The organism is Streptomyces sp. NPDC001513 (assembly GCF_042894695.1).
In the GTDB taxonomy this organism is placed as follows: Bacteria; Actinomycetota; Actinomycetes; order Streptomycetales; family Streptomycetaceae; genus Streptomyces.
The window spans coordinates 176,917-193,828 of record NZ_JBIAVU010000013.1 but is presented as its reverse complement, the minus strand read 5'-3'; the positions used below and the strand labels follow the sequence as shown (position 1 = coordinate 193,828).

The 16,912-nt window shown below is 72.6% G+C and carries 16 protein-coding genes; 9 read left to right on the top strand and 7 right to left on the bottom strand.

The window, feature by feature from the left end:
• The first annotated feature begins 26 nt into the window (after nt 1–26).
• On the top strand, nt 27–845 hold the full coding sequence (locus ACFYZ4_RS28075) for a serine hydrolase domain-containing protein (RefSeq protein ID WP_390785200.1): 819 nt from the start codon (nt 27–29) through the stop codon (nt 843–845).
• Between the two features lie 3 nt (nt 846–848).
• Here the strand turns inward: ACFYZ4_RS28075 and ACFYZ4_RS28070 are convergent, their stop codons facing one another.
• The gene (locus ACFYZ4_RS28070) at nt 849–1,502 is read right to left on the bottom strand and encodes a pirin family protein (protein WP_351291121.1); all 654 of its coding nucleotides are present in this window, start codon (nt 1,500–1,502) and stop codon (nt 849–851) included.
• A 93-nt stretch (nt 1,503–1,595) separates the two neighbouring features.
• Between ACFYZ4_RS28070 and ACFYZ4_RS28065 the strand changes: the two genes are divergently transcribed.
• The 5 genes from ACFYZ4_RS28065 to fabF all read left to right on the top strand — a co-directional run bounded on the left by ACFYZ4_RS28065 (nt 1,596) and on the right by fabF (nt 6,494).
• On the top strand, nt 1,596–2,813 hold the full coding sequence (locus tag ACFYZ4_RS28065) for a helix-turn-helix domain-containing protein (RefSeq protein WP_351291119.1): 1,218 nt from the start codon (nt 1,596–1,598) through the stop codon (nt 2,811–2,813).
• An 89-nt stretch (nt 2,814–2,902) separates the two neighbouring features.
• Nucleotides 2,903–3,820: an ACP S-malonyltransferase gene (locus ACFYZ4_RS28060; RefSeq protein ID WP_390785145.1), complete on the top strand. Its 918-nt coding sequence runs from the start codon at nt 2,903–2,905 to the stop codon at nt 3,818–3,820.
• A 19-nt stretch (nt 3,821–3,839) separates the two neighbouring features.
• Complete coding sequence (locus ACFYZ4_RS28055; protein ID WP_030711310.1) at nt 3,840–4,844, top strand: ketoacyl-ACP synthase III; 1,005 nt, start codon at nt 3,840–3,842, stop codon at nt 4,842–4,844.
• A 56-nt stretch (nt 4,845–4,900) separates the two neighbouring features.
• On the top strand, nt 4,901–5,149 hold the full coding sequence (locus ACFYZ4_RS28050) for an acyl carrier protein (RefSeq protein WP_351291113.1): 249 nt from the start codon (nt 4,901–4,903) through the stop codon (nt 5,147–5,149).
• A 79-nt stretch (nt 5,150–5,228) separates the two neighbouring features.
• Nucleotides 5,229–6,494 carry a beta-ketoacyl-ACP synthase II gene (gene fabF / locus ACFYZ4_RS28045; RefSeq protein ID WP_351291111.1) on the top strand — a complete coding sequence of 422 codons (1,266 nt, stop codon included), beginning with the start codon at nt 5,229–5,231 and terminating at the stop codon, nt 6,492–6,494.
• Nucleotides 6,495–6,563: 69 nt separating this feature from the next.
• On the opposite strand, the gene ACFYZ4_RS28040 is transcribed toward fabF, so the two are convergent.
• Complete coding sequence (locus tag ACFYZ4_RS28040) at nt 6,564–7,058, bottom strand: DUF3145 domain-containing protein (protein WP_351291109.1); 495 nt, start codon at nt 7,056–7,058, stop codon at nt 6,564–6,566.
• A 249-nt stretch (nt 7,059–7,307) separates the two neighbouring features.
• On the opposite strand from ACFYZ4_RS28040, the gene ACFYZ4_RS28035 reads away from it, so the two are divergent.
• Complete coding sequence (locus tag ACFYZ4_RS28035; protein ID WP_384342072.1) at nt 7,308–8,204, top strand: SGNH/GDSL hydrolase family protein; 897 nt, start codon at nt 7,308–7,310, stop codon at nt 8,202–8,204.
• Nucleotides 8,205–8,313: 109 nt separating this feature from the next.
• Here the strand turns inward: ACFYZ4_RS28035 and ACFYZ4_RS28030 are convergent, their stop codons facing one another.
• Complete coding sequence (locus ACFYZ4_RS28030) at nt 8,314–10,770, bottom strand: beta-glucosidase (protein ID WP_390785144.1); 2,457 nt, start codon at nt 10,768–10,770, stop codon at nt 8,314–8,316.
• A 150-nt stretch (nt 10,771–10,920) separates the two neighbouring features.
• On the opposite strand from ACFYZ4_RS28030, the gene ACFYZ4_RS28025 reads away from it, so the two are divergent.
• Nucleotides 10,921–11,499 (top strand): TetR/AcrR family transcriptional regulator, encoded by a 579-nt coding sequence (locus tag ACFYZ4_RS28025; protein WP_351291103.1) that lies wholly within the window; start codon nt 10,921–10,923, stop codon nt 11,497–11,499.
• 12 nt (nt 11,500–11,511) lie between these two features.
• On the opposite strand, the gene ACFYZ4_RS28020 is transcribed toward ACFYZ4_RS28025, so the two are convergent.
• Complete coding sequence (locus ACFYZ4_RS28020; protein ID WP_384342066.1) at nt 11,512–12,162, bottom strand: hypothetical protein; 651 nt, start codon at nt 12,160–12,162, stop codon at nt 11,512–11,514.
• Between the two features lie 153 nt (nt 12,163–12,315).
• On the opposite strand from ACFYZ4_RS28020, the gene ACFYZ4_RS28015 reads away from it, so the two are divergent.
• On the top strand, nt 12,316–13,035 hold the full coding sequence (locus tag ACFYZ4_RS28015; RefSeq protein WP_390785143.1) for a carbon-nitrogen hydrolase family protein: 720 nt from the start codon (nt 12,316–12,318) through the stop codon (nt 13,033–13,035).
• A gap of 34 nt (nt 13,036–13,069) precedes the next feature.
• Here ACFYZ4_RS28015 and ACFYZ4_RS28010 read toward each other — a convergent pair whose 3' ends face one another.
• The 3 genes from ACFYZ4_RS28010 to ACFYZ4_RS28000 all read right to left on the bottom strand — a co-directional run bounded on the left by ACFYZ4_RS28010 (nt 13,070) and on the right by ACFYZ4_RS28000 (nt 16,878).
• Nucleotides 13,070–14,656 carry a DUF2142 domain-containing protein gene (locus ACFYZ4_RS28010; RefSeq protein WP_390785142.1) on the bottom strand — a complete coding sequence of 529 codons (1,587 nt, stop codon included), beginning with the start codon at nt 14,654–14,656 and terminating at the stop codon, nt 13,070–13,072.
• A 13-nt stretch (nt 14,657–14,669) separates the two neighbouring features.
• Nucleotides 14,670–16,337, bottom strand: coding sequence for a hypothetical protein (locus ACFYZ4_RS28005; RefSeq protein ID WP_390785141.1), 1,668 nt, complete (start codon nt 16,335–16,337; stop codon nt 14,670–14,672).
• 202 nt (nt 16,338–16,539) lie between these two features.
• Entirely contained in the window at nt 16,540–16,878 is a 339-nt protein-coding gene (locus ACFYZ4_RS28000) for a winged helix-turn-helix transcriptional regulator (protein WP_390785140.1), read from the bottom strand.
• Between the last annotated feature and the right edge of the window lie 34 nt (nt 16,879–16,912).

Here is a 16,912-nt window from a genome sequence, read left to right as displayed (position 1 = left end):
TGGAGAGCATGGAGGCCGGCAACGGCATGGAAAGCCTGCGGATCATCGACACCTGGCCGGTGGACACGGCCGCGGCGGCCGTCGTACGCGCCGACGGGAGCCTCGCCGGCGCCCACGGGCCCGTCGACCACCGTTTCGCGCTGGCCTCCGTGACCAAGCCGCTCGCCGCGTACGCCGCCCTCGTCGCGTACGAGGAAGGCGCGATCGAGCTGGACGAGCCGGCCGGGCCCGAGGGGTCGACGGTCCGTCACCTGCTCGCGCACACCAGCGGCCTGGCCTTCGACGAGCACCAGGTGTCGGCCCCGCCCGGGGAGCGCCGGCTGTACTCCAACGCCGGTTTCGAGGTGCTCGGCGACCACATCGCCAAGGCCACCGGCATCCCCTTCGCGGAGTACGTGCACCAGGCGGTCTTCGAACCGCTGGGCATGGCGCGGACCACCCTGGAGGGCTCGCCCGCCAAGGACGGCGTCTCCACCGTGTCCGACCTGGTGCGCTTCGCCGCCGAGCTGCAGGCGCCCCGGCTGCTCGACGTCCGTACGGTCGCCGCGGCCACCTCCGTCGTGCACCCCGGGCTCAAGGGCGTCCTGCCGGGGTACGGGCACCAGTCCCCCAACGACTGGGGCCTCGGCGTGGAGATCCGCGACGGCAAGTCCCCGCACTGGACGGGCCTGTCCTCCTCGCCCCGCACGTTCGGCCACTTCGGTCAGGCCGGCACCTTCCTGTGGGTGGACCCGGACGCGCGCGCCGCGTGCGTGGCGCTGGCGGACCGCGCCTTCGGCCCGTGGGCCGTGGCCGCCTGGACGCCGTTCACGGACGCGGTCCTGGCCGAACTGCGCTCGGCCTAGGGTTCAGGGCAGTTCCCAGATCAGCAGCTCCCCGGGGGACCCGGCGGTGATCTCCAGGTCCCGCTCGGCGGTGATCCGCACCGAGTCCCCGGGGCCGAGCTCCTCCCCGTCCAGGCGCAGGTCCCCGCGCACCACGTGCAGGTACACCCGCTCCGCCGCCGGCACGGCCACCCGCTCGCCCGCGCCGGGCCGCCGCACGTGCAGGACGGCGCCGGCCGCGGGGACCTCGTAGGGCGTGCCGTCGGCGATGCCGCGGACCACCTCGTACGAGGGTTCGCCGCCCGCGGCGAGGGGGGCGAGCCACATCTGCACGAAGCGCAGCCGGCCGGTGCCGTCGTTGCGCTCCACGTGCCGCGCGCCGGATCCGGCGCTGAGCCGCTGCACGTCCCCGGCCCGGACCAGGCCCTTCTCGCCGGTGCTGTCCTGGTGGGTGAGCTCGCCCTCGACGACCCAGGTCACGATCTCGGTGTGACTGTGCGGGTGCTCGTCGAATCCGGCGCCCGCCGTGAGGACCTCCTCGTTGCAGGCCAGGACGGGGCCGAAGCGCAGGTTGTCCGGGTCGTAGAACGACCCGAAGGAGAAGGCGTGCCGGGTGGTGATCCCGGCGGCCGGGTCCCCGCCCTCGTACCGGTCCGCGCCGCGTCGTACATCAATCATGGAGGCCACGGTAGACCCGATCACGGGGCGGGGTCGTGGTCGCGGGACGGGACCGGACTCCGCGCACCCGTCCCGATAAGGCAGTCTTGTCACGTGCCTCAACCCGAACGTGAGCATTCGCCCGTCACACACGCCGCGCATCCCGCTCCCGCCCATCCGCACACCGCGACGCTGCGCCGACTGGAGAAGTCCTCCGGCCGGCTCGCCGCCAACGCGATCGCGCGCATGGACGAGACCCTGCCGTGGTACCGGGCGATGCCCCCCGAGAACCGGTCCTGGATCGGCCTGGTCGCGCAGGCCGGCATCGCCGCGTTCACCGAGTGGTTCCGGCACCCGGAGACCCCGCAGGCGATCTCGACCGACGTGTTCGGGACGGCTCCGCGCGAACTGACCCGGGCGATCACCCTGCGCCAGACCGTCGAGATGGTCCGCACCACGATCGAGGTCATGGAGACCGCGATCGACGAGGTGGCGGCGCCGGGCGACGAGCAGATCCTGCGCGAGGCGCTGCTCGTGTACGCCCGGGAGATCGCCTTCGCGACGGCCCAGGTGTACGCGCAGGCCGCCGAGGCGCGCGGGGCGTGGGACGCCCGGCTGGAGTCCCTGGTCGTCAACGCGGTGCTGTCCGGCGAGGCCGACGAGGGGGCGCTGTCCCGGGCGGCGGCGCTGGGCTGGAACTCCCCCGACCACGTGTGCGTGGTCCTCGGCACCGCGCCGGAGGGGGACAGCGAGCTGACGGTGGAGGCGATCCGCCGCGCGGCCCGCCACCACAAGCTGCAGGTCCTCACCGGGGTGCTCGGTGACCGGCTGGTCGTCATCGCGGGCGGCAGCGACAACCCGATGCAGGTGGCGAAGTCGCTGATCGGGCCGTTCGCGGCCGGTCCGGTGGTGGCGGGCCCGGTGGTGTCCGACCTGTTGAACGCGACGAAGTCGGCGCAGGCCGCGGCGGCCGGGCTGAAGGCCTGTACGGCGTGGCAGGACGCCCCGCGGCCGGTTCTGGCGGACGATCTCCTGCCGGAACGCGCGATCGCCTCCGATCCCGCTGCCCGGGAACAGCTGGTGGAGGAGATCTACAGACCGCTGGAAGAGGCCGGTTCGGCGCTGCTGGAGACGCTGAGCGTCTACCTGGAGCAGGCGAGCAGCCTGGAAGGGGCGGCGCGGATGCTGTTCGTGCACCCCAACACGGTGCGCTACCGGCTGCGACGTGTGACCGACGTCACCGGATGGTCGCCTTCGGATGTCCGCTCTGCGTTCACCCTGCGAATCGCCCTGATTCTCGGGCGTCTGGCCGACGGCGATCTCCAGTCCTAGACTTTTGTCGGACATCAACAATTACCCCGACGGTTCTTCGTCCCTGTCCCCACGGGCGGCAGGGACCATCCACAAGAGAGAGTGTGAGGGTGCTCGTACTCGTCGCTCCCGGCCAAGGCGCTCAGACGCCCGGCTTCCTGACTCCCTGGCTCGACCTCCCCGGTGCCGCCGACCGCGTCGCCGCCTGGTCGGACGCCATCGGGCTGGACCTTGCCCACTACGGCACGAACGCTGACGCCGAAGAGATCCGCGACACGGCCGTGGCCCAGCCCCTGCTGGTCGCCGCGGGCCTGCTGTCCGCCTCGGCGCTGCCCGCTTCCCTGTCCTTCGGTGCCGTCGCGGGCCACAGCGTCGGTGAGATCACCGCCGCCGCCTACGCCGGCGTCCTGTCCGAGGCCGACGCGCTGTCGTTCGTCCGGACCCGCGGTCTCGGCATGGCCGAGGCCGCCGCCGTCACCGAGACGGGCATGGCCGCCGTCCTCGGCGGTGAGCTCGACGTGGTCGTCGCGCACCTGGAGAAGCTGGGTCTGACCCCGGCCAACATCAACGGCGCGGGCCAGATCGTGGCCGCCGGCACGATGGAGCAGATCGAGGCCCTGCAGGCCGAGAAGCCCGAAGGCTCCATGAAGGTCGTCGCCCTCAAGGTCGCGGGCGCCTTCCACACGCACCACATGGCCCCCGCGGTGGCCACGCTGGAGAAGGCCGCCGAGGCCCTTTCCCCGGCGGACCCGGTGCTGAAGTACGTCTCGAACAAGGACGGCCTTGTCGTCACCACGGGCGCCGACGTCGTCGCCCGCCTGGTCGGCCAGGTCGCGAACCCGGTCCGCTGGGACCTGTGCATGGAGACGTTCGCCGAACTGGGCGTCACGGGGATCATCGAGCTCTGCCCCGGTGGCACCCTGACGGGTCTGGCCAAGCGCGCGCTGAAGGGCGTACCGACCGTGGCGCTGAAGACCCCGGACGATCTCGACAAGGCCGCGGCGCTCGTCGCCGACCTGACGGCCTGAGAGAAGGAGCCCACACAGCATGTCCAAGATCAAGCCGGCCAAGGGCTCCCCGTACGCCCGCATCCTCGGTGTCGGCGGCTACCGCCCGATCCGCGTGGTGCCCAACGAGGTCATCCTCGAGACGATCGACTCGTCCGACGAGTGGATCCGCTCCCGCTCGGGCATCGCGACCCGCCACTGGGCCTCGCCCGAGGAGACGGTCGCCGCGATGTCGGTGGAGGCCTCGGGGAAGGCGCTGGCCGATGCCGGTGTCGCCCCCGAGCAGATCGGTGCCGTGATCGTCTCGACGGTCTCGCACTTCAAGCAGACCCCGGCCGTCGCGACCGAGATCGCGCACCGGATCGGCGCGGTCAAGCCCGCCGCCTTCGACATCTCCGCGGGCTGTGCCGGTTTCGGCTACGGTCTGACCCTGGCCAAGGGCATGGTGGTGGAGGGGTCGGCGGAGTACGTCCTCGTCATCGGCGTGGAGCGGCTCTCGGACCTGACGGACCTGGAGGACCGCGCGACGGCCTTCCTGTTCGGCGACGGCGCCGGTGCCGTGGTCGTCGGTCCCTCGGCCGAGCCGGCCATCGGCCCCACGGTGTGGGGTTCGGAGGGCGACAAGTCCGACACGATCAAGCAGACCGTGCCGTGGGACGAGTTCCGCACCAAGGACACCGCCGAGAAGTTCCCGGCCATCACGCAGGAGGGTCAGGCGGTCTTCCGCTGGGCCGTCTTCGAGATGGCCAAGGTGGCCCAGCAGGCGCTCGACGCCGCCGGGATCACCGCCGACGACCTGGACGTCTTCATTCCGCACCAGGCGAACATGCGGATCATCGACTCGATGGTGAAGACTCTGAAGCTGCCGGAGCACGTCACGGTCGCCCGTGACGTGGAGACCACCGGCAACACCTCGGCCGCCTCGATCCCGCTCGCCATGGAGCGGCTCCTGGCGACCGGAGCGGCGAAGAGCGGCGACACCGCGCTCGTCATCGGCTTCGGGGCGGGACTCGTCTACGCCGCGACGGTCGTTACCCTCCCCTAGGGCCGGGATCCACATCCCGGTCTGTTCTACCCCGTTACCCAGAGAAGGAGCGCCACATGGCCGCCACGCAGGAAGAGATCGTCGCCGGTCTCGCGGAGATCGTCAACGAGATCGCGGGCATCCCGGTCGAGGACGTCGAGATCGGCAAGTCCTTCACCGACGACCTGGACGTCGACTCGCTGTCCATGGTCGAGGTCGTCGTCGCCGCCGAAGAGCGCTTCGACGTGAAGATCCCGGACGAGGACGTCAAGAACCTCAAGACGGTCGGCGACGCCGCGGAGTACATCGCGAAGCACCAGGCCTGAGCCTGACGAGCGTTTGTCGCCACCTGGCGGTGGCGCCGTGACAATTCAGCACCCCCTGAGACGTGGAGAAAGAATTCCTGTGAGCCCGACCAATCGCACCGTGGTCGTCACCGGTATCGGCGCAACCACTCCGCTGGGTGGCGACAGCGCTTCGACCTGGGAAGGTCTGCTTGCCGGCCGTTCCGGCGTGACGCCCCTGGAGGGCGAGCGCTTCGCCGAACTCCCGGTACGCATCGCCGCCCGTGCCGCCGTGGACCCGAGCGAGGTCCTGCCCCGGCCGCTGGCCCGCAAGCTCGACCGCTCGGCGCAGTTCGCCGTCATCGCGGCGCGCGAGGCGTGGGCCGACGCCGGCTACACCGCCCCGGCCGGCGAGGACGCGCAGATCGCGCCCGAGCGCCTGGGCACCGTGATCGCCTCCGGTATCGGCGGTGTCACCACGCTGCTCGACCAGTACGACGTACTGAAGGAAAAGGGTGTGCGCCGGGTCTCCCCGCACACCGTCCCCATGCTCATGCCGAACGGCCCGTCGGCCAACGTCGGCCTGGAGGTCAACGCCCAGGCGGGCGTGCACACTCCGGTCAGCGCCTGCGCCTCCGGGGCCGAGGCCATCGGCTACGCCGTCGAGATGATCCGTACCGGCCGTGCCGACGTGGTCGTCGCGGGCGGCACCGAGGCGGCGATCCACCCGCTGCCCATCGCCGCGTTCGCCAACATGATGGCGATGTCCAAGAACAACGAGAACCCCGAGCAGGCCTCCCGTCCGTACGACAAGGGCCGTGACGGCTTCGTACTGGGCGAGGGCGCGGGCGTCGTCATCCTGGAGTCCGCCGAGCACGCCGCCGCGCGCGGCGCCCGGGTCTACTGCGAGGTGCTGGGCCAGGGTCTGTCCGCGGACAGCCACCACATCGCGCAGCCGGAGCCGACCGGCCGCGGTGTCGCGGCCGCGGTGCAGAACCTGCTCGACAACACGGGTCTCGACCCGGCCGAGCTGGTCCACCTGAACGCGCACGCCACGTCGACCCCGCAGGGTGACACGGCCGAGCTGAAGGCCCTGCGCAAGGTGCTGGGCGACGACCTCGACCACATCGCGATCTCCGCGACCAAGTCGATGACCGGTCACCTGCTGGGCGGCGCGGGCGGTATCGAGACCGTCGCGACCGTGCTGGCGCTCTACAACCGGCTGGCCCCGCCGACGATCAACATCGACGAGCTCGACGACGACATCGACGCGGACATCGTGCGCGGCGAGCCCCGCAAGCTGCCGGCCGACGGCCCGATCTCCGCGATCAACAACTCCTTCGGCTTCGGCGGCCACAACGTCACCCTGGCGTTCCGGAGCGTCTGATCCCGTAGCGCACGACGAAGGGCCCCGCACAGCAGTCGCCGTGCGGGGCCCTTCGCGTCGTTCGGGCTCTCAGACCACCTGGTGGAGCCAGCGGACGGGTGCGCCCTCGCCCGCGTAGCGGAAGGGCTCCAGTTCGTCGTCCCAGGGCTTGCCGAGCAGTTTGGCGATCTCCGCCTCCAGGTCGGTCTCGCCGCGCGCGGACCGGGCGAGGGCGGCGCGCAGCCGGTCCTCCGGGATCAGGATGTCGCCGTGGATGCCGGTGACGGCGTGGAAGATGCCGAGCTCCGGGGTGGAGCTGTAGCGCTCGCCCTCGGCGTTCGGACAGGGCTCCGCGGTCACCTCGAAGCGCAGCAGGTGCCAGCCGCGCAGCGCGGAGGCGAGCTTCGAGGCGGTGCCCGCTTCGGCCTGCCAGGAGAACTCGGCTCTCCAGGTGCCCGGGGAGGCGGGCTGCCTGATCCAGTCGAGGTTCACCCGCACTCCGAGCACGCCCGCAACAGCCCATTCCACATGCGGGCAGAGCGCGCGCGGTGCGGAATGCACGTACAGAACTCCACGTGTCGTCACCGGGACCTCCAGTGGTGGACGAGGTCGGGAATAAACTCCAGAAAACGGACAGTATGTGACGTGATGTAATGTAACGGAAATTATTTGACATTGCGCAACGGGACCTGCGGCCGAAACGCCACGGGAAAAAGCTACCGTGCGCCGGGGGTCATGGTGTGACGTACGGTCGCTCCGAGACCCGTAAACACAGAGCTTTCACTCAGCAGGACCCCCCGAACGATGCGGGGGCGACAAGGAGGGGCCCTTCCCATGCGCACCACCGTTCCGCGCCCCCGCGCGCGCCGGATCCTCGCGGGAGCGGGCGCGGCGGCCGTGCTGCTGGCCGGCGCGGCGACGGGGTGCAGTTCGGGCGGGTCGGGCGACGAGGGCGAGCGCGGGGCGCAGGCCGGTCCGCGCTGGAACACGGCGCCCGCCTCGGTCGCGGCCGTGGGCGACTCCATCACACGTGGTTTCGACGCCTGTTCGGTGCTGGCCGACTGCCCGGAGGTCTCCTGGGCCACCGGGAACGACCCCGCGGTCCGCTCCCTCGCCGCCCGGCTGCTCGGGGACGCGGAGGTGCCCACCCGCAGCTGGAACTACGCGGTGACCGGCGCCCGGATGGCGGACCTGCCGGGGCAGCTGGCGGGGGCCGCCGCGCACAAGCCCGACCTGGTCACGGTCATGGTGGGCTCGAACGACGCCTGCCGGCCCACGGCTTCGTCGATGACTCCGGTGGCGGAGTTCCGGGACGGGTTCGAGAAGGCCCTCGCCGGGCTCCGGGCCGCTTCCCCCGCCTCCCAGGTGTACGTCTCCAGCGTGCCGGACCTCCAACGGCTGTGGGAGCAGGGCAAGGACCTCCCGATGGTGCGGCAGATCTGGAAGCTGGGGATCTGTCAGTCGATGCTCGCCGATCCGCTGTCGGCGGCGACGGGGGCGACGGCCCGGCGCGAGCAGGTGCGGGCGCGGGTGGTCGAGTACAACGAGGTGCTGCGCGAGGTCTGCGCGAAGGACGAGCTGTGCCGCTACGACGGCGGGGCGGTGTTCCAGTACCCCTTCGCGGCGGACCAGTTGAGCCGCTGGGACTGGTTCCATCCGGGCAAGGACGGGCAGGCACGGCTGGCGGAACTGGCGCACCGCCAGGTGACGGCCGCCGAACCGCCGCGTTGACGCCGGTGTGTACGGAGGGTCCGGGGGTGAGGGTCAGGTCTCGCCCCCGGACCGGCTTTCAGGGCTGTTTCACGGGTGATTTCCAGCCATTTCCGATGGTTACGGTGTGTTACGCGATGTCGAGCGTGGCCGTCAGCCGCGTGTCACCGTGCGAGTGGCTCGCGCGGACCTCGTAGGCGCCGCCGATCCGCTGCCAGCCGGAGCTCTCCTGGTCCCAGATCTCGAAGGCCCGGGCGGGCAGGGCGATGACGGCCTCGACGGTCTCGCCGGAGCCGGCCGTGACGCCCGCGAAGGCGGCCAGCCAGCTCGCCGGGCGCTCCACGGTGTCCGAGACCGGGGCGAGGTAGACCTGGACGACCTCGCGGCCGGGCCGGGCGCCGGTGTTGGTGAGGCGGATCCGGACCGTGTCGGCGGTGGCCTCCAGGGACTCGTACGCCCAGTCGGTGTAGCCGAGGCCGTGCCCGAAGGGGAAGGCGGGGGCCACGCCGTGCTTCTCGTAGGCCCGGTAGCCGATGAAGAGCCCCTCGCCGTACTCCAGTCGCCCCTCGGTGGGGACGACCTCGGTGACGGGCGCGTCCGCGAACCGCGCGGGCCACGTGGTGGGCAGCCGCCCGCCCGGCTCCGCGTCGCCGAGGAGCACGTCGGCCAGCGCGGCCCCGCCCTCCTGCCCGGGGAACCAGGCCAGCAGCACGGCGGCGACCTCCTCGCGCCACGGGAGCTCCACCGGGGAGCCGGCGTTGACGACGACCACGGTGTTCGGGTTGACGGCGGCGACGGCGCGCACCAGGTCGTCCTGGCGGCCCGGGAGGGCGAGGTCCTGCCGGTCGAAGCCCTCGGACTCCACGCGCTCGGTGGTGGCGACGACCACGACGGCGGTGTCGGCGGCGCGGGCGGCCGCCACGGCCTCGGCGATCAGCTCGTCGGCGTCGCGCCGCGGGCCGAGGTGGAGCAGCGAGAACATGATCGCCTTGAGCGGCAGCGCGCTCACGTCGGGGACCTGGTACGTCAGCGACACCTCGACGGGCTCGCCCTCGGTGACGGTGACGCGGGCGCGCTCGCTGGGGGCGCCGAAGAAGGCCTCGAAGGGGTCGGCCTCGTTGCCCATCTCCTGGACGCCCTCCCAGAGGGTCCGCCCGTCGACGGCGAGGCTGAAGGCGCCCAGTCCCCGGGTGCCGAAGGCGTGCTCGCCGCTCTCGCGCGGCAGGAACGTACCGCGGACCTCGATGCTCGCCATGGTCTCGTACGTGGCGCCGGCGGGCAGGTCGTCGCCGATCCACTGGACCTGGCCGGTCGGCAGGCTGCCCTCGCCGACGACGGCGCCGGAGGCGTCGCGGCAGACGGCGCGGAGCTCGAAGCCCTTGTCGGCGGGGACCAGTTCGTCGGAGGGGTCGGCGCCGACGGTGAAGGTCAGGGCCCCTTCCGGGAGGGCGGCGGTGAGGCCGTCGAGCGGGGAGACGATCCGCTCGGGGAAGACGGTGGCGCTGCCGCCGCCGAGGACGCGGGCGTCGCGGGCCGCGGCGCCGGAGAGGGCGACGGTACGGCCGGCGGAGACGTCGAGGGGCAGGGCGGCCCCGCCGTCGGGCGCGGTCTCGTTGCGCACGAGGACGAAGCCGCGGGCGGCGAGCTCGCGGGCCAGCGCCTGGCCGTCGACGGGGGCCGGGGCGGTCTCGACGACGGCGGGGGCGCCCTCCAGGGCGCCGACGCGGGCGGCGAGGCGCAGGACGTTGCGCACGGCGTCGTCGACGGCGGCCTCGGGGACCTCCCCGGCGCGGACGGCCTCGGCGAGGGCGGGCCCGTAGACGGTGGTGGGGCCGGGCATGGCCACGTCCATGCCGCCCTCGATGTCGCCGGCGGTGGAGCGGGCGGCCATCCAGTCGGAGACGTTGCAGCCGTCGAAGCCCCATTCGCCGCGCAGGACCTCGTTCACCAGGTACCGGTGCTCGGTCATCGTCGTGCCGTTGACCCGGTTGTAGGCGGTCATGATGCCCCACGGGTGGGCGTTGGCGACGATGGCCTCGAAGGGCGCCAGGTACAGCTCGCGCAGCGGGCGCGGGGCGATGACGGAGTCGACGGTGAACCGCTCGGTCTCGGCGTCGTTGCCGACGAAGTGCTTGACGGTGGTGCCGACCCCGCCGTCCTGGACGCCGTTCACGTAGCCGCCGCCGATCTCGCCGGTGAGGTACGGGTCCTCGGAGTAGCACTCGAAGTGCCGGCCGCCGAGCGGGGAGCGGTGCAGGTTGACGGTGGGCGCGAGCAGGACGTGGACGCCCTTGCGGCGGGCCTCCTGGGCGAGGAGCCGGCCGGCGCGGCGGGCGAGCTCGGGGTCCCAGGCGGCGGCGAGCGCGGTCGGGGAGGGCAGGGCGATGGACGGGTCGTCGGCGGTCCAGCGCACGCCGCGGACCCCGATGGGGCCGTCGGACATGACCAGGGACTGCAGCCCGATCTCGGGGATCGCGGGCAGCGACCACATGTCCTGCCCGGCCAGCAGCCGGGTCTTGGTGTCGAGATCGAGCTTCCCGAGCGCCACCTCGACGACGCTGGTGCGGACCTGCTCGGCATCGGTCACGGCCGTGCCTCCTCATTGAGTGCGGTGCGGTGCGGTGCCCCCATCGTGGACCCGCTACCTGTTGAGCGGTAGGGTTCGTAATCTGTTCGTAATCTCAAGGATGCCGTACGGTCCTGCTGGCAGGAGTCGGACGGGAAGGGGCGCGGGGCGATGGTCAGGGCGAGGAGCGAGGAACGGCGCGGGGAGATCGTCCGCGCGGCCGTCGAGGTGATCGCGGAGCGCGGCTACCGGGGCGCGTCCCTGGGCACGGTCGCGGAACGCGTGGGCCTGACCCAGCAGGGGCTGCTGCACTACTTCCCGACCAAGGAGGCGCTGCTGGTCGCGGTGCTGGAGGAGCGCGACCGCTGGGACACCGGCGGCGGCTCGCGCGCCTCGGCCGACACCTGGCGCCTGGACCTGCTGGCCTCGCTGGTGGAGTACAACGCGATGCGCCCGGGCATCGTGCAGACCTTCTCGGCGCTGCTGGGCGAGAGCGTCACCGACGGGCACCCCGCGCGGGAGTTCTTCACCGAGCGCTACGCCCAGGTCCGCACGGAGATGGCGGCGGTGCTCCGCGCCGAGTTCGGCGACCGCCTGCCCTCGGGCCTCACCCCGGAACAGGCGGCCCCGCTGCTGACGGCCGTCATGGACGGCCTCCAGTACCAGTGGCTGCTCGCCCCCGAGTCGGTGGACATGCCCGCCGCCTTCCGCTCCTTCCTGACCCTGCTACGGGGCCCCGCGGAGGCCTAGCGGCGCCGGCGGCTACGGCGTGCCGAGCAGCGGGTCGTGGACCGGGCAGGAGGGCCGGCGGCGGGGCACCCGGTAGTACGCCCGGTCGCGGAGCCGGCCCGTCCAGGGCTGCTCGGTGGACGGCCGCCTGACGAGGAGGTGGCGGCTGCTGCCCGCCCGCAGGTGCCTGCGGTACTCGCCCAGCAGCGGGTCCACCGCCCCGAGGAGCCCCCGTATCTGATCCTCCACCAGGCAGAACGGGCAGTCCGGGCCGGGCGGCAGGTGGAACTGCCGGCCCTCGGGCCGGGCGTCGCTGCCGAAGGCGGTGAGGACCAGTGCGCCGGTGTACGTCACGCACACGCCCAGGACCTGGGGCCCGTCGGAGCCCGCGACGTGCTCCACGAGGTCACGGAAGCGGGCGGTGTCCACGCGCTCGACGCGTTCGAGGGCGGTCCGGGCCGCCGCGACGGTGTTGACCACCGCGGCCACCAGGGAGACGGCGATGACGGCCGGCACCGCCCACGGCGGCCCGTCGTCCCACATCGTCCACAGCAGCCCCACATTGAGCACGACCATGAAGGCCACGGCCGACCGCAGCCCCGCCCCGGAGGTGCGGACGACCCGGTACGCGAGGACCAGGAAGGTGCCGGTGAGGACGGGCTGGACCCAGTCGGGGGCCGTCACCAGGCTGAGCCGTCGCGTCGCATCGGGTACCCCCCGCCCGCCGGAACCGTCGACCGCGCTCCGTGAGGGCGCGGTTACAGGATCCCTCCGCCCCGCCGGTACGTCGACCCCCCGGAGCCCCCGGACTCCACCGGGTCCGGCATCCTCGGCCAAGTGAAGATCGCCGCAGCCCAGATGGCCTGCCTCCCCGCCGATGTCCACGCCAACGCCGCGCGGGCCGCCGCCCTCGCCGCCGCGGCCCGCGAACAGGGCGCCGAGCTGGTGGTGTTCCCCGAGCTCACGCTCACCGGGTACGAACTGGACGCGCTGGCGGCCGATCCCGGCCTGTGGACCGCCGCCGACGACCCGCGCCTGGACCCGCTGCGCTCCGCCGGGATCGCCACCGCCGTCAACGTCGCCCTGCCCACCGCCGGTCCGCGCCCCGCCATCGCGACGCTGGTCCACGACGCGGACGGCGCGCACGTGACGACGTACGCGAAGCAGCACCTGTTCCGGCACGAGCAGGACCACTTCGCGCCCGGCACGGGCGACGGGCGTTTCGAACTCGGCGGGATCCGCTTCTCCTTGGGCGTCTGCTACGACAACCACTTCCCCGAACTGCCCGGCCGGGGCGCCGCCGACGGCTGCCGGGTGCACCTGGCGAGCTCCCTGTACGGGACGGGCGACGGCATCGGCGAGCGCGCCGCCGTGTACCCGGGCATCGCGCGGAACCACGGCCTGTACGTCGTCCTCGCCAACCACGTCGGCCCGGCGGGCCCGTGGACGGGCTGCGGCCGGGCGGCCGTGTGGGCCCCGGGCGGCGGCCTGCTCGCCGAGGCGGACGACCGTACGCCGTCGGTGGTCACCGCCGAGATCGCCGGCCCGGCCGCCTGACACAGCACAGCCGGGGTGCCTCGGGCGGGGTGCGTCAGGCGGGCTCGGGCACCCGCACGGGCCGGTCCGCCGGCGGGGTGTCGAGGTCCGGGAGCCGCGGCGCGGCGGCCTTGCGGTCCGAGACCAGGGCGGGCACCACGATGAGGAGCGCCGCCACCGTGTACACGCCGGTCCAGAAGACCCAGCCGCCGGGCGGGGCCCAGTGCGCCGAGGTCGGCACCCACGAGGCCTTGTTGCCGACGGCGAACCGGCGCAGCGTCCAGTAGAAGGCCGCCGCGTTGGCCACGGCGAAGCCGCCGGCGGAGAGGCCGACCAGCCGTCGCAGGGGGAAGCCGCGCTCGGGGACGCGGGTGGCGCAGATCAGTACGGCCATCAGCGGCAGGCCGACGGCGAAGGGCAGCAGGTAGCGGCCCTGCCACACCATGCCGATCCGCTCCGCCTCCGAGGCCTGCGCGGCCACCGGCACCATCACGATGGCCACCAGCATGCCGAGCACCGCCACCACGTCGCGCCGGTTGCCGTAGACCAGCGCCAGCACGACGAGCGTCGCGAGCACCCCCATCCACACCAGGTACAGCAGGGCCGGGCCCGGGGTGTCCAGCCAGCCGAAGAAGCCGACCATCTGCTTGATGTACCAGTCGGTGTTGCCGAGGGTGCGCTTGGCGGCCACGGCCGAGGTGAGCGAGTCGGGGATGTCTATCTTCGAACGGTCCGGGTGCCTCGCCGCCCAGAGCAGCGCACCGGCCGTCGCCAGGCCCAGCAGGGCCGTCCACAGCCACAGGGCCTTGCGGCGCAGCACCTGCCCCAGCACGCCGCGCCGCTGCGTCAGCAGCAGGCAGAAGACCACCGCGCCGCCGAACCAGATCAGCCCGAGCGGCCGGATGTTGATCAGTACCAGGCCGCCGACGCCGAGTCGGGCCAGCCGGCGGTTGAGCAGCACCGGGTCGGGTGACAGGACGATCGACAGCAGGGCCGTCCACACCAGGATCCCGGCGGCGATCTCGCCGCCGCTGGGGTTGAGCATGCCGGACATGTAGAGCGTCATCGGGGTGGCCGCGGCGAGCACGCCGAGCACCGCCACCGAGCGCCGTCGCCACTCGGCGGCCGTGACCACCGCGCTCGCCAGCAGGGCCGAGCAGAGCAGCGCCGACACGAAGCGCATGAGGTACAGCCCCTTGGGGCCGTCGACCAGCAGGCTCGGCCACCCGGTCGCCAGGTAGTAGGCCGGGTGGTAGCGGCCGGCCGCCGTGGGGACCTGGACGATCTTCTCGGAGGTGCCGAGCGAGGGCGCGCAGGACGCGGGCTGGGACTGGCGCCACGCGTAGCACTCGTGCACCGTGGCCAGCTTCCCGTACCACTCCGGGAGCTGCATGCCGGCCTCGGCGAACTGCCCGTCGATGCCCGCCACCCGGTGCGGGACCATCACCAGGGGTCCGCTGATCTGGCCCCGGGCGGCGCCCGCGGCGCGGACGAAGTGCGCGTGTTCGTCGGGAGAGCCGCCGATGGGGCTGGCGGCGGACCAGGAGCCCGCGAGCGCGAAGAACAGCGCGAACGAGATCAGCCAGAGCCGCCTGGGTGTGCCGGCGGACCAGTCGGCCAGCCGCGTCAGTGCGGAGATCATCGGTTCCCCCGGGTCATCGGATGAAGCTCAGCCAGCTCTGGTCGCCGTCTTTGGAACAGGTACCGCCGGGCGCGTACTTCGGGCAGCTGCCGTCCTGCTCCATGATGGTGTGCGAGACCCACGGCAGGATCCGGTAGGTGTTCTCCTTGGCCGGCATGTAGCGGTCGGCCATCGAGGAGGAGACGGTGCCGAGGAGCAGCAGCAGGGCGCACAGGGTCCCGATCACCGCGCCTTCGCGGCCCGGGAATCCGGTGCCTTCCGTGGTGCTGCTCGCGGGCTCGGCCCGGCGCGCGGCCATGCGCTGCGAGACCAGGTGGACGACCAGTGCGCACAGCAGCAGCCCGCAGTAGAGGAGCTGGTTGTTCGTGCGGGTGTAGAGCTGCACGGTCTGCGTCTCGTACATGTGCGAGGCGATGTACATGCGCATGACCCACGCGCTGATGAACATCGCGGCGACGGTGACCACCATCGGCCTGCGGATGCCCAGCCAGATCGCGGCGCCCAGGCAGACGAAGGTGACCAGGGCGAACAGGCCGACGCCGCCGTACTCGCCGGGCGGCGGCCACTCGCCGACCTTGCCCGGCATGTCCGTGCGCCACATGAGGTAGTACGCCGGGTCGGTGAAGTTGTCGAACCGGAAGTTGTAGTCCTTGGTGGTCTGCCCCTCGGTCAGCATGACCGCGAGGTAGCGCCCGGCGACCACGAGGAAGGCCGCCAGGGACGTGCCGAGGAAGGCCGCGCCCTTGAGCCGGCCGAGCCGGCCGGTCCGCCACGGGAAGTACAGCAGCGCGGCGAACAGCACACCCGCCGCGCTCCACAGGAACCAGCCCGAGTAGGTGAGGAACAGCAGGCCGAGCAGCGCGCCGAATCCGGCGCCCTTCAGCAGGAGCGGCCGCCAGGCCTGCGTGCCGGTGCGGCTGAGCGACACCACCATCGCCACCAGGACCGGTACGAGCACCACGAGCACGGTCTGGCTGTACGGCTTGTACGCGTCGATCAGCGCGAAGGCCGGGGCCACGCCGAAGGCGAGGGCCCGGACCGGGCCGAGCAGCATGCGCCAGCAGAGGTAGACGAGCGGTCCGAAGGCTGCGGCGCCGAGGATCTGGAGGTCCTTGAAGGCGTACGCGGTGTTGCCGCCGCGGAACCATTCGGCGTAGTAGCCGAGGGTGTAGAGGGGGGCCGGCGGGTAGACCGGCGAGCCCGAGGGGCGGCCGTTGGCCACCGCGTGGGCCCACTCGACGATGCGGCCGCTGTCGCCGTTGAGGCCGAACATCGGCCAGGGCGTGCCGTGGAGGGCGACGACCGCGCCGGCGGCGACGAAGCCGCTGGCCAGGCCCGCGAGGGCGGCGGCGGCGATCCGGGCGGCCAGGTCGAAGTGCCGGCCTCCCCGCAGCCGCATGGCCAGCCCCACCGCGGCGATGAAGAGCAGACCGACGAGCGCGAACCGCAGCTGGATCGCGGCGAGGCCGCTGACCTGCGCGATCCGGTCCAGCGGGTCGAGCCTGAAGCGGACGGCGAGCAACGGGAGCACGAGCGCCGCGCCGAACGCGACGACGGCTTCGAGGAGCAGGAGCGTGCCTCGCGCACCGAGACCGCGCGGGAGGGCGGGTATCGGGCGGGCGGGCGCGGCCGGTCCGCCCGGGGGCAGCACGGCGACCGTGCCCTCGGTACTGACTGTCACTGCTGTGTCCCTACTGCTGGTCGGTCCTCGGCCCGGTGGCCGGTCGTGGCTCGGCAAGCCGCTGCCCGGCTCCGCGCTTCTCCCGAAGCTCCGGCCAGGGCGGACTCAAGGACAGTGAGAGACGGCCTCGGCACATGCTGCCGCCATGCATACTACGGGCCCACCGGGGGGTGCCGGAGGCCGCCGGCCGATCACGAGTCGGCTACGCGGAGTCCGGTAGCAGATGTTTTGCACCCCACTCCCCCAGGGGCTCCAGGGCCTCGTTCAGTCCCTGTCCCAGCGGGGTCAGGGAGTACTCGACGCGCGGCGGGACCTCCTCGTGGACCTCACGGTGGACGATGCCGTCCTGCTCCAGCTCGCGCAGCTGCGCGGCGAGCACCTTCTCGGAGACACCGGGGACGAGCCTGCGCAGTTCACCGAAACGGCGTCGCGGGCTCCGCTCCAGCTCCCACAGGAGCGAAACCTTCCATTTGCCGTCGATCACCGACATCGCCGCGGCGATCCCGCAGTGATCGGCACCGGGCCTTCGTGTCACCGCCATCGCGCACCCCTCCCCACCTGTTCGCTCACCTTGG

Coding starts and splice junctions, on each gene's coding strand:
- ACFYZ4_RS28075 (WP_390785200.1), top strand. CDS start 27: ATGGAAAGCCTGCGGATCATCGACACCTGGCCGGTGGACACGGCCGCG.
- ACFYZ4_RS28070 (WP_351291121.1), bottom strand. CDS start 1,502: ATGATTGATGTACGACGCGGCGCGGACCGGTACGAGGGCGGGGACCCG.
- ACFYZ4_RS28055 (WP_030711310.1), top strand. CDS start 3,840: ATGTCCAAGATCAAGCCGGCCAAGGGCTCCCCGTACGCCCGCATCCTC.
- ACFYZ4_RS28050 (WP_351291113.1), top strand. CDS start 4,901: ATGGCCGCCACGCAGGAAGAGATCGTCGCCGGTCTCGCGGAGATCGTC.
- ACFYZ4_RS28035 (WP_384342072.1), top strand. CDS start 7,308: ATGCGCACCACCGTTCCGCGCCCCCGCGCGCGCCGGATCCTCGCGGGA.
- ACFYZ4_RS28025 (WP_351291103.1), top strand. CDS start 10,921: ATGGTCAGGGCGAGGAGCGAGGAACGGCGCGGGGAGATCGTCCGCGCG.
- ACFYZ4_RS28010 (WP_390785142.1), bottom strand. CDS start 14,656: ATGATCTCCGCACTGACGCGGCTGGCCGACTGGTCCGCCGGCACACCC.
- ACFYZ4_RS28000 (WP_390785140.1), bottom strand. CDS start 16,878: ATGGCGGTGACACGAAGGCCCGGTGCCGATCACTGCGGGATCGCCGCG.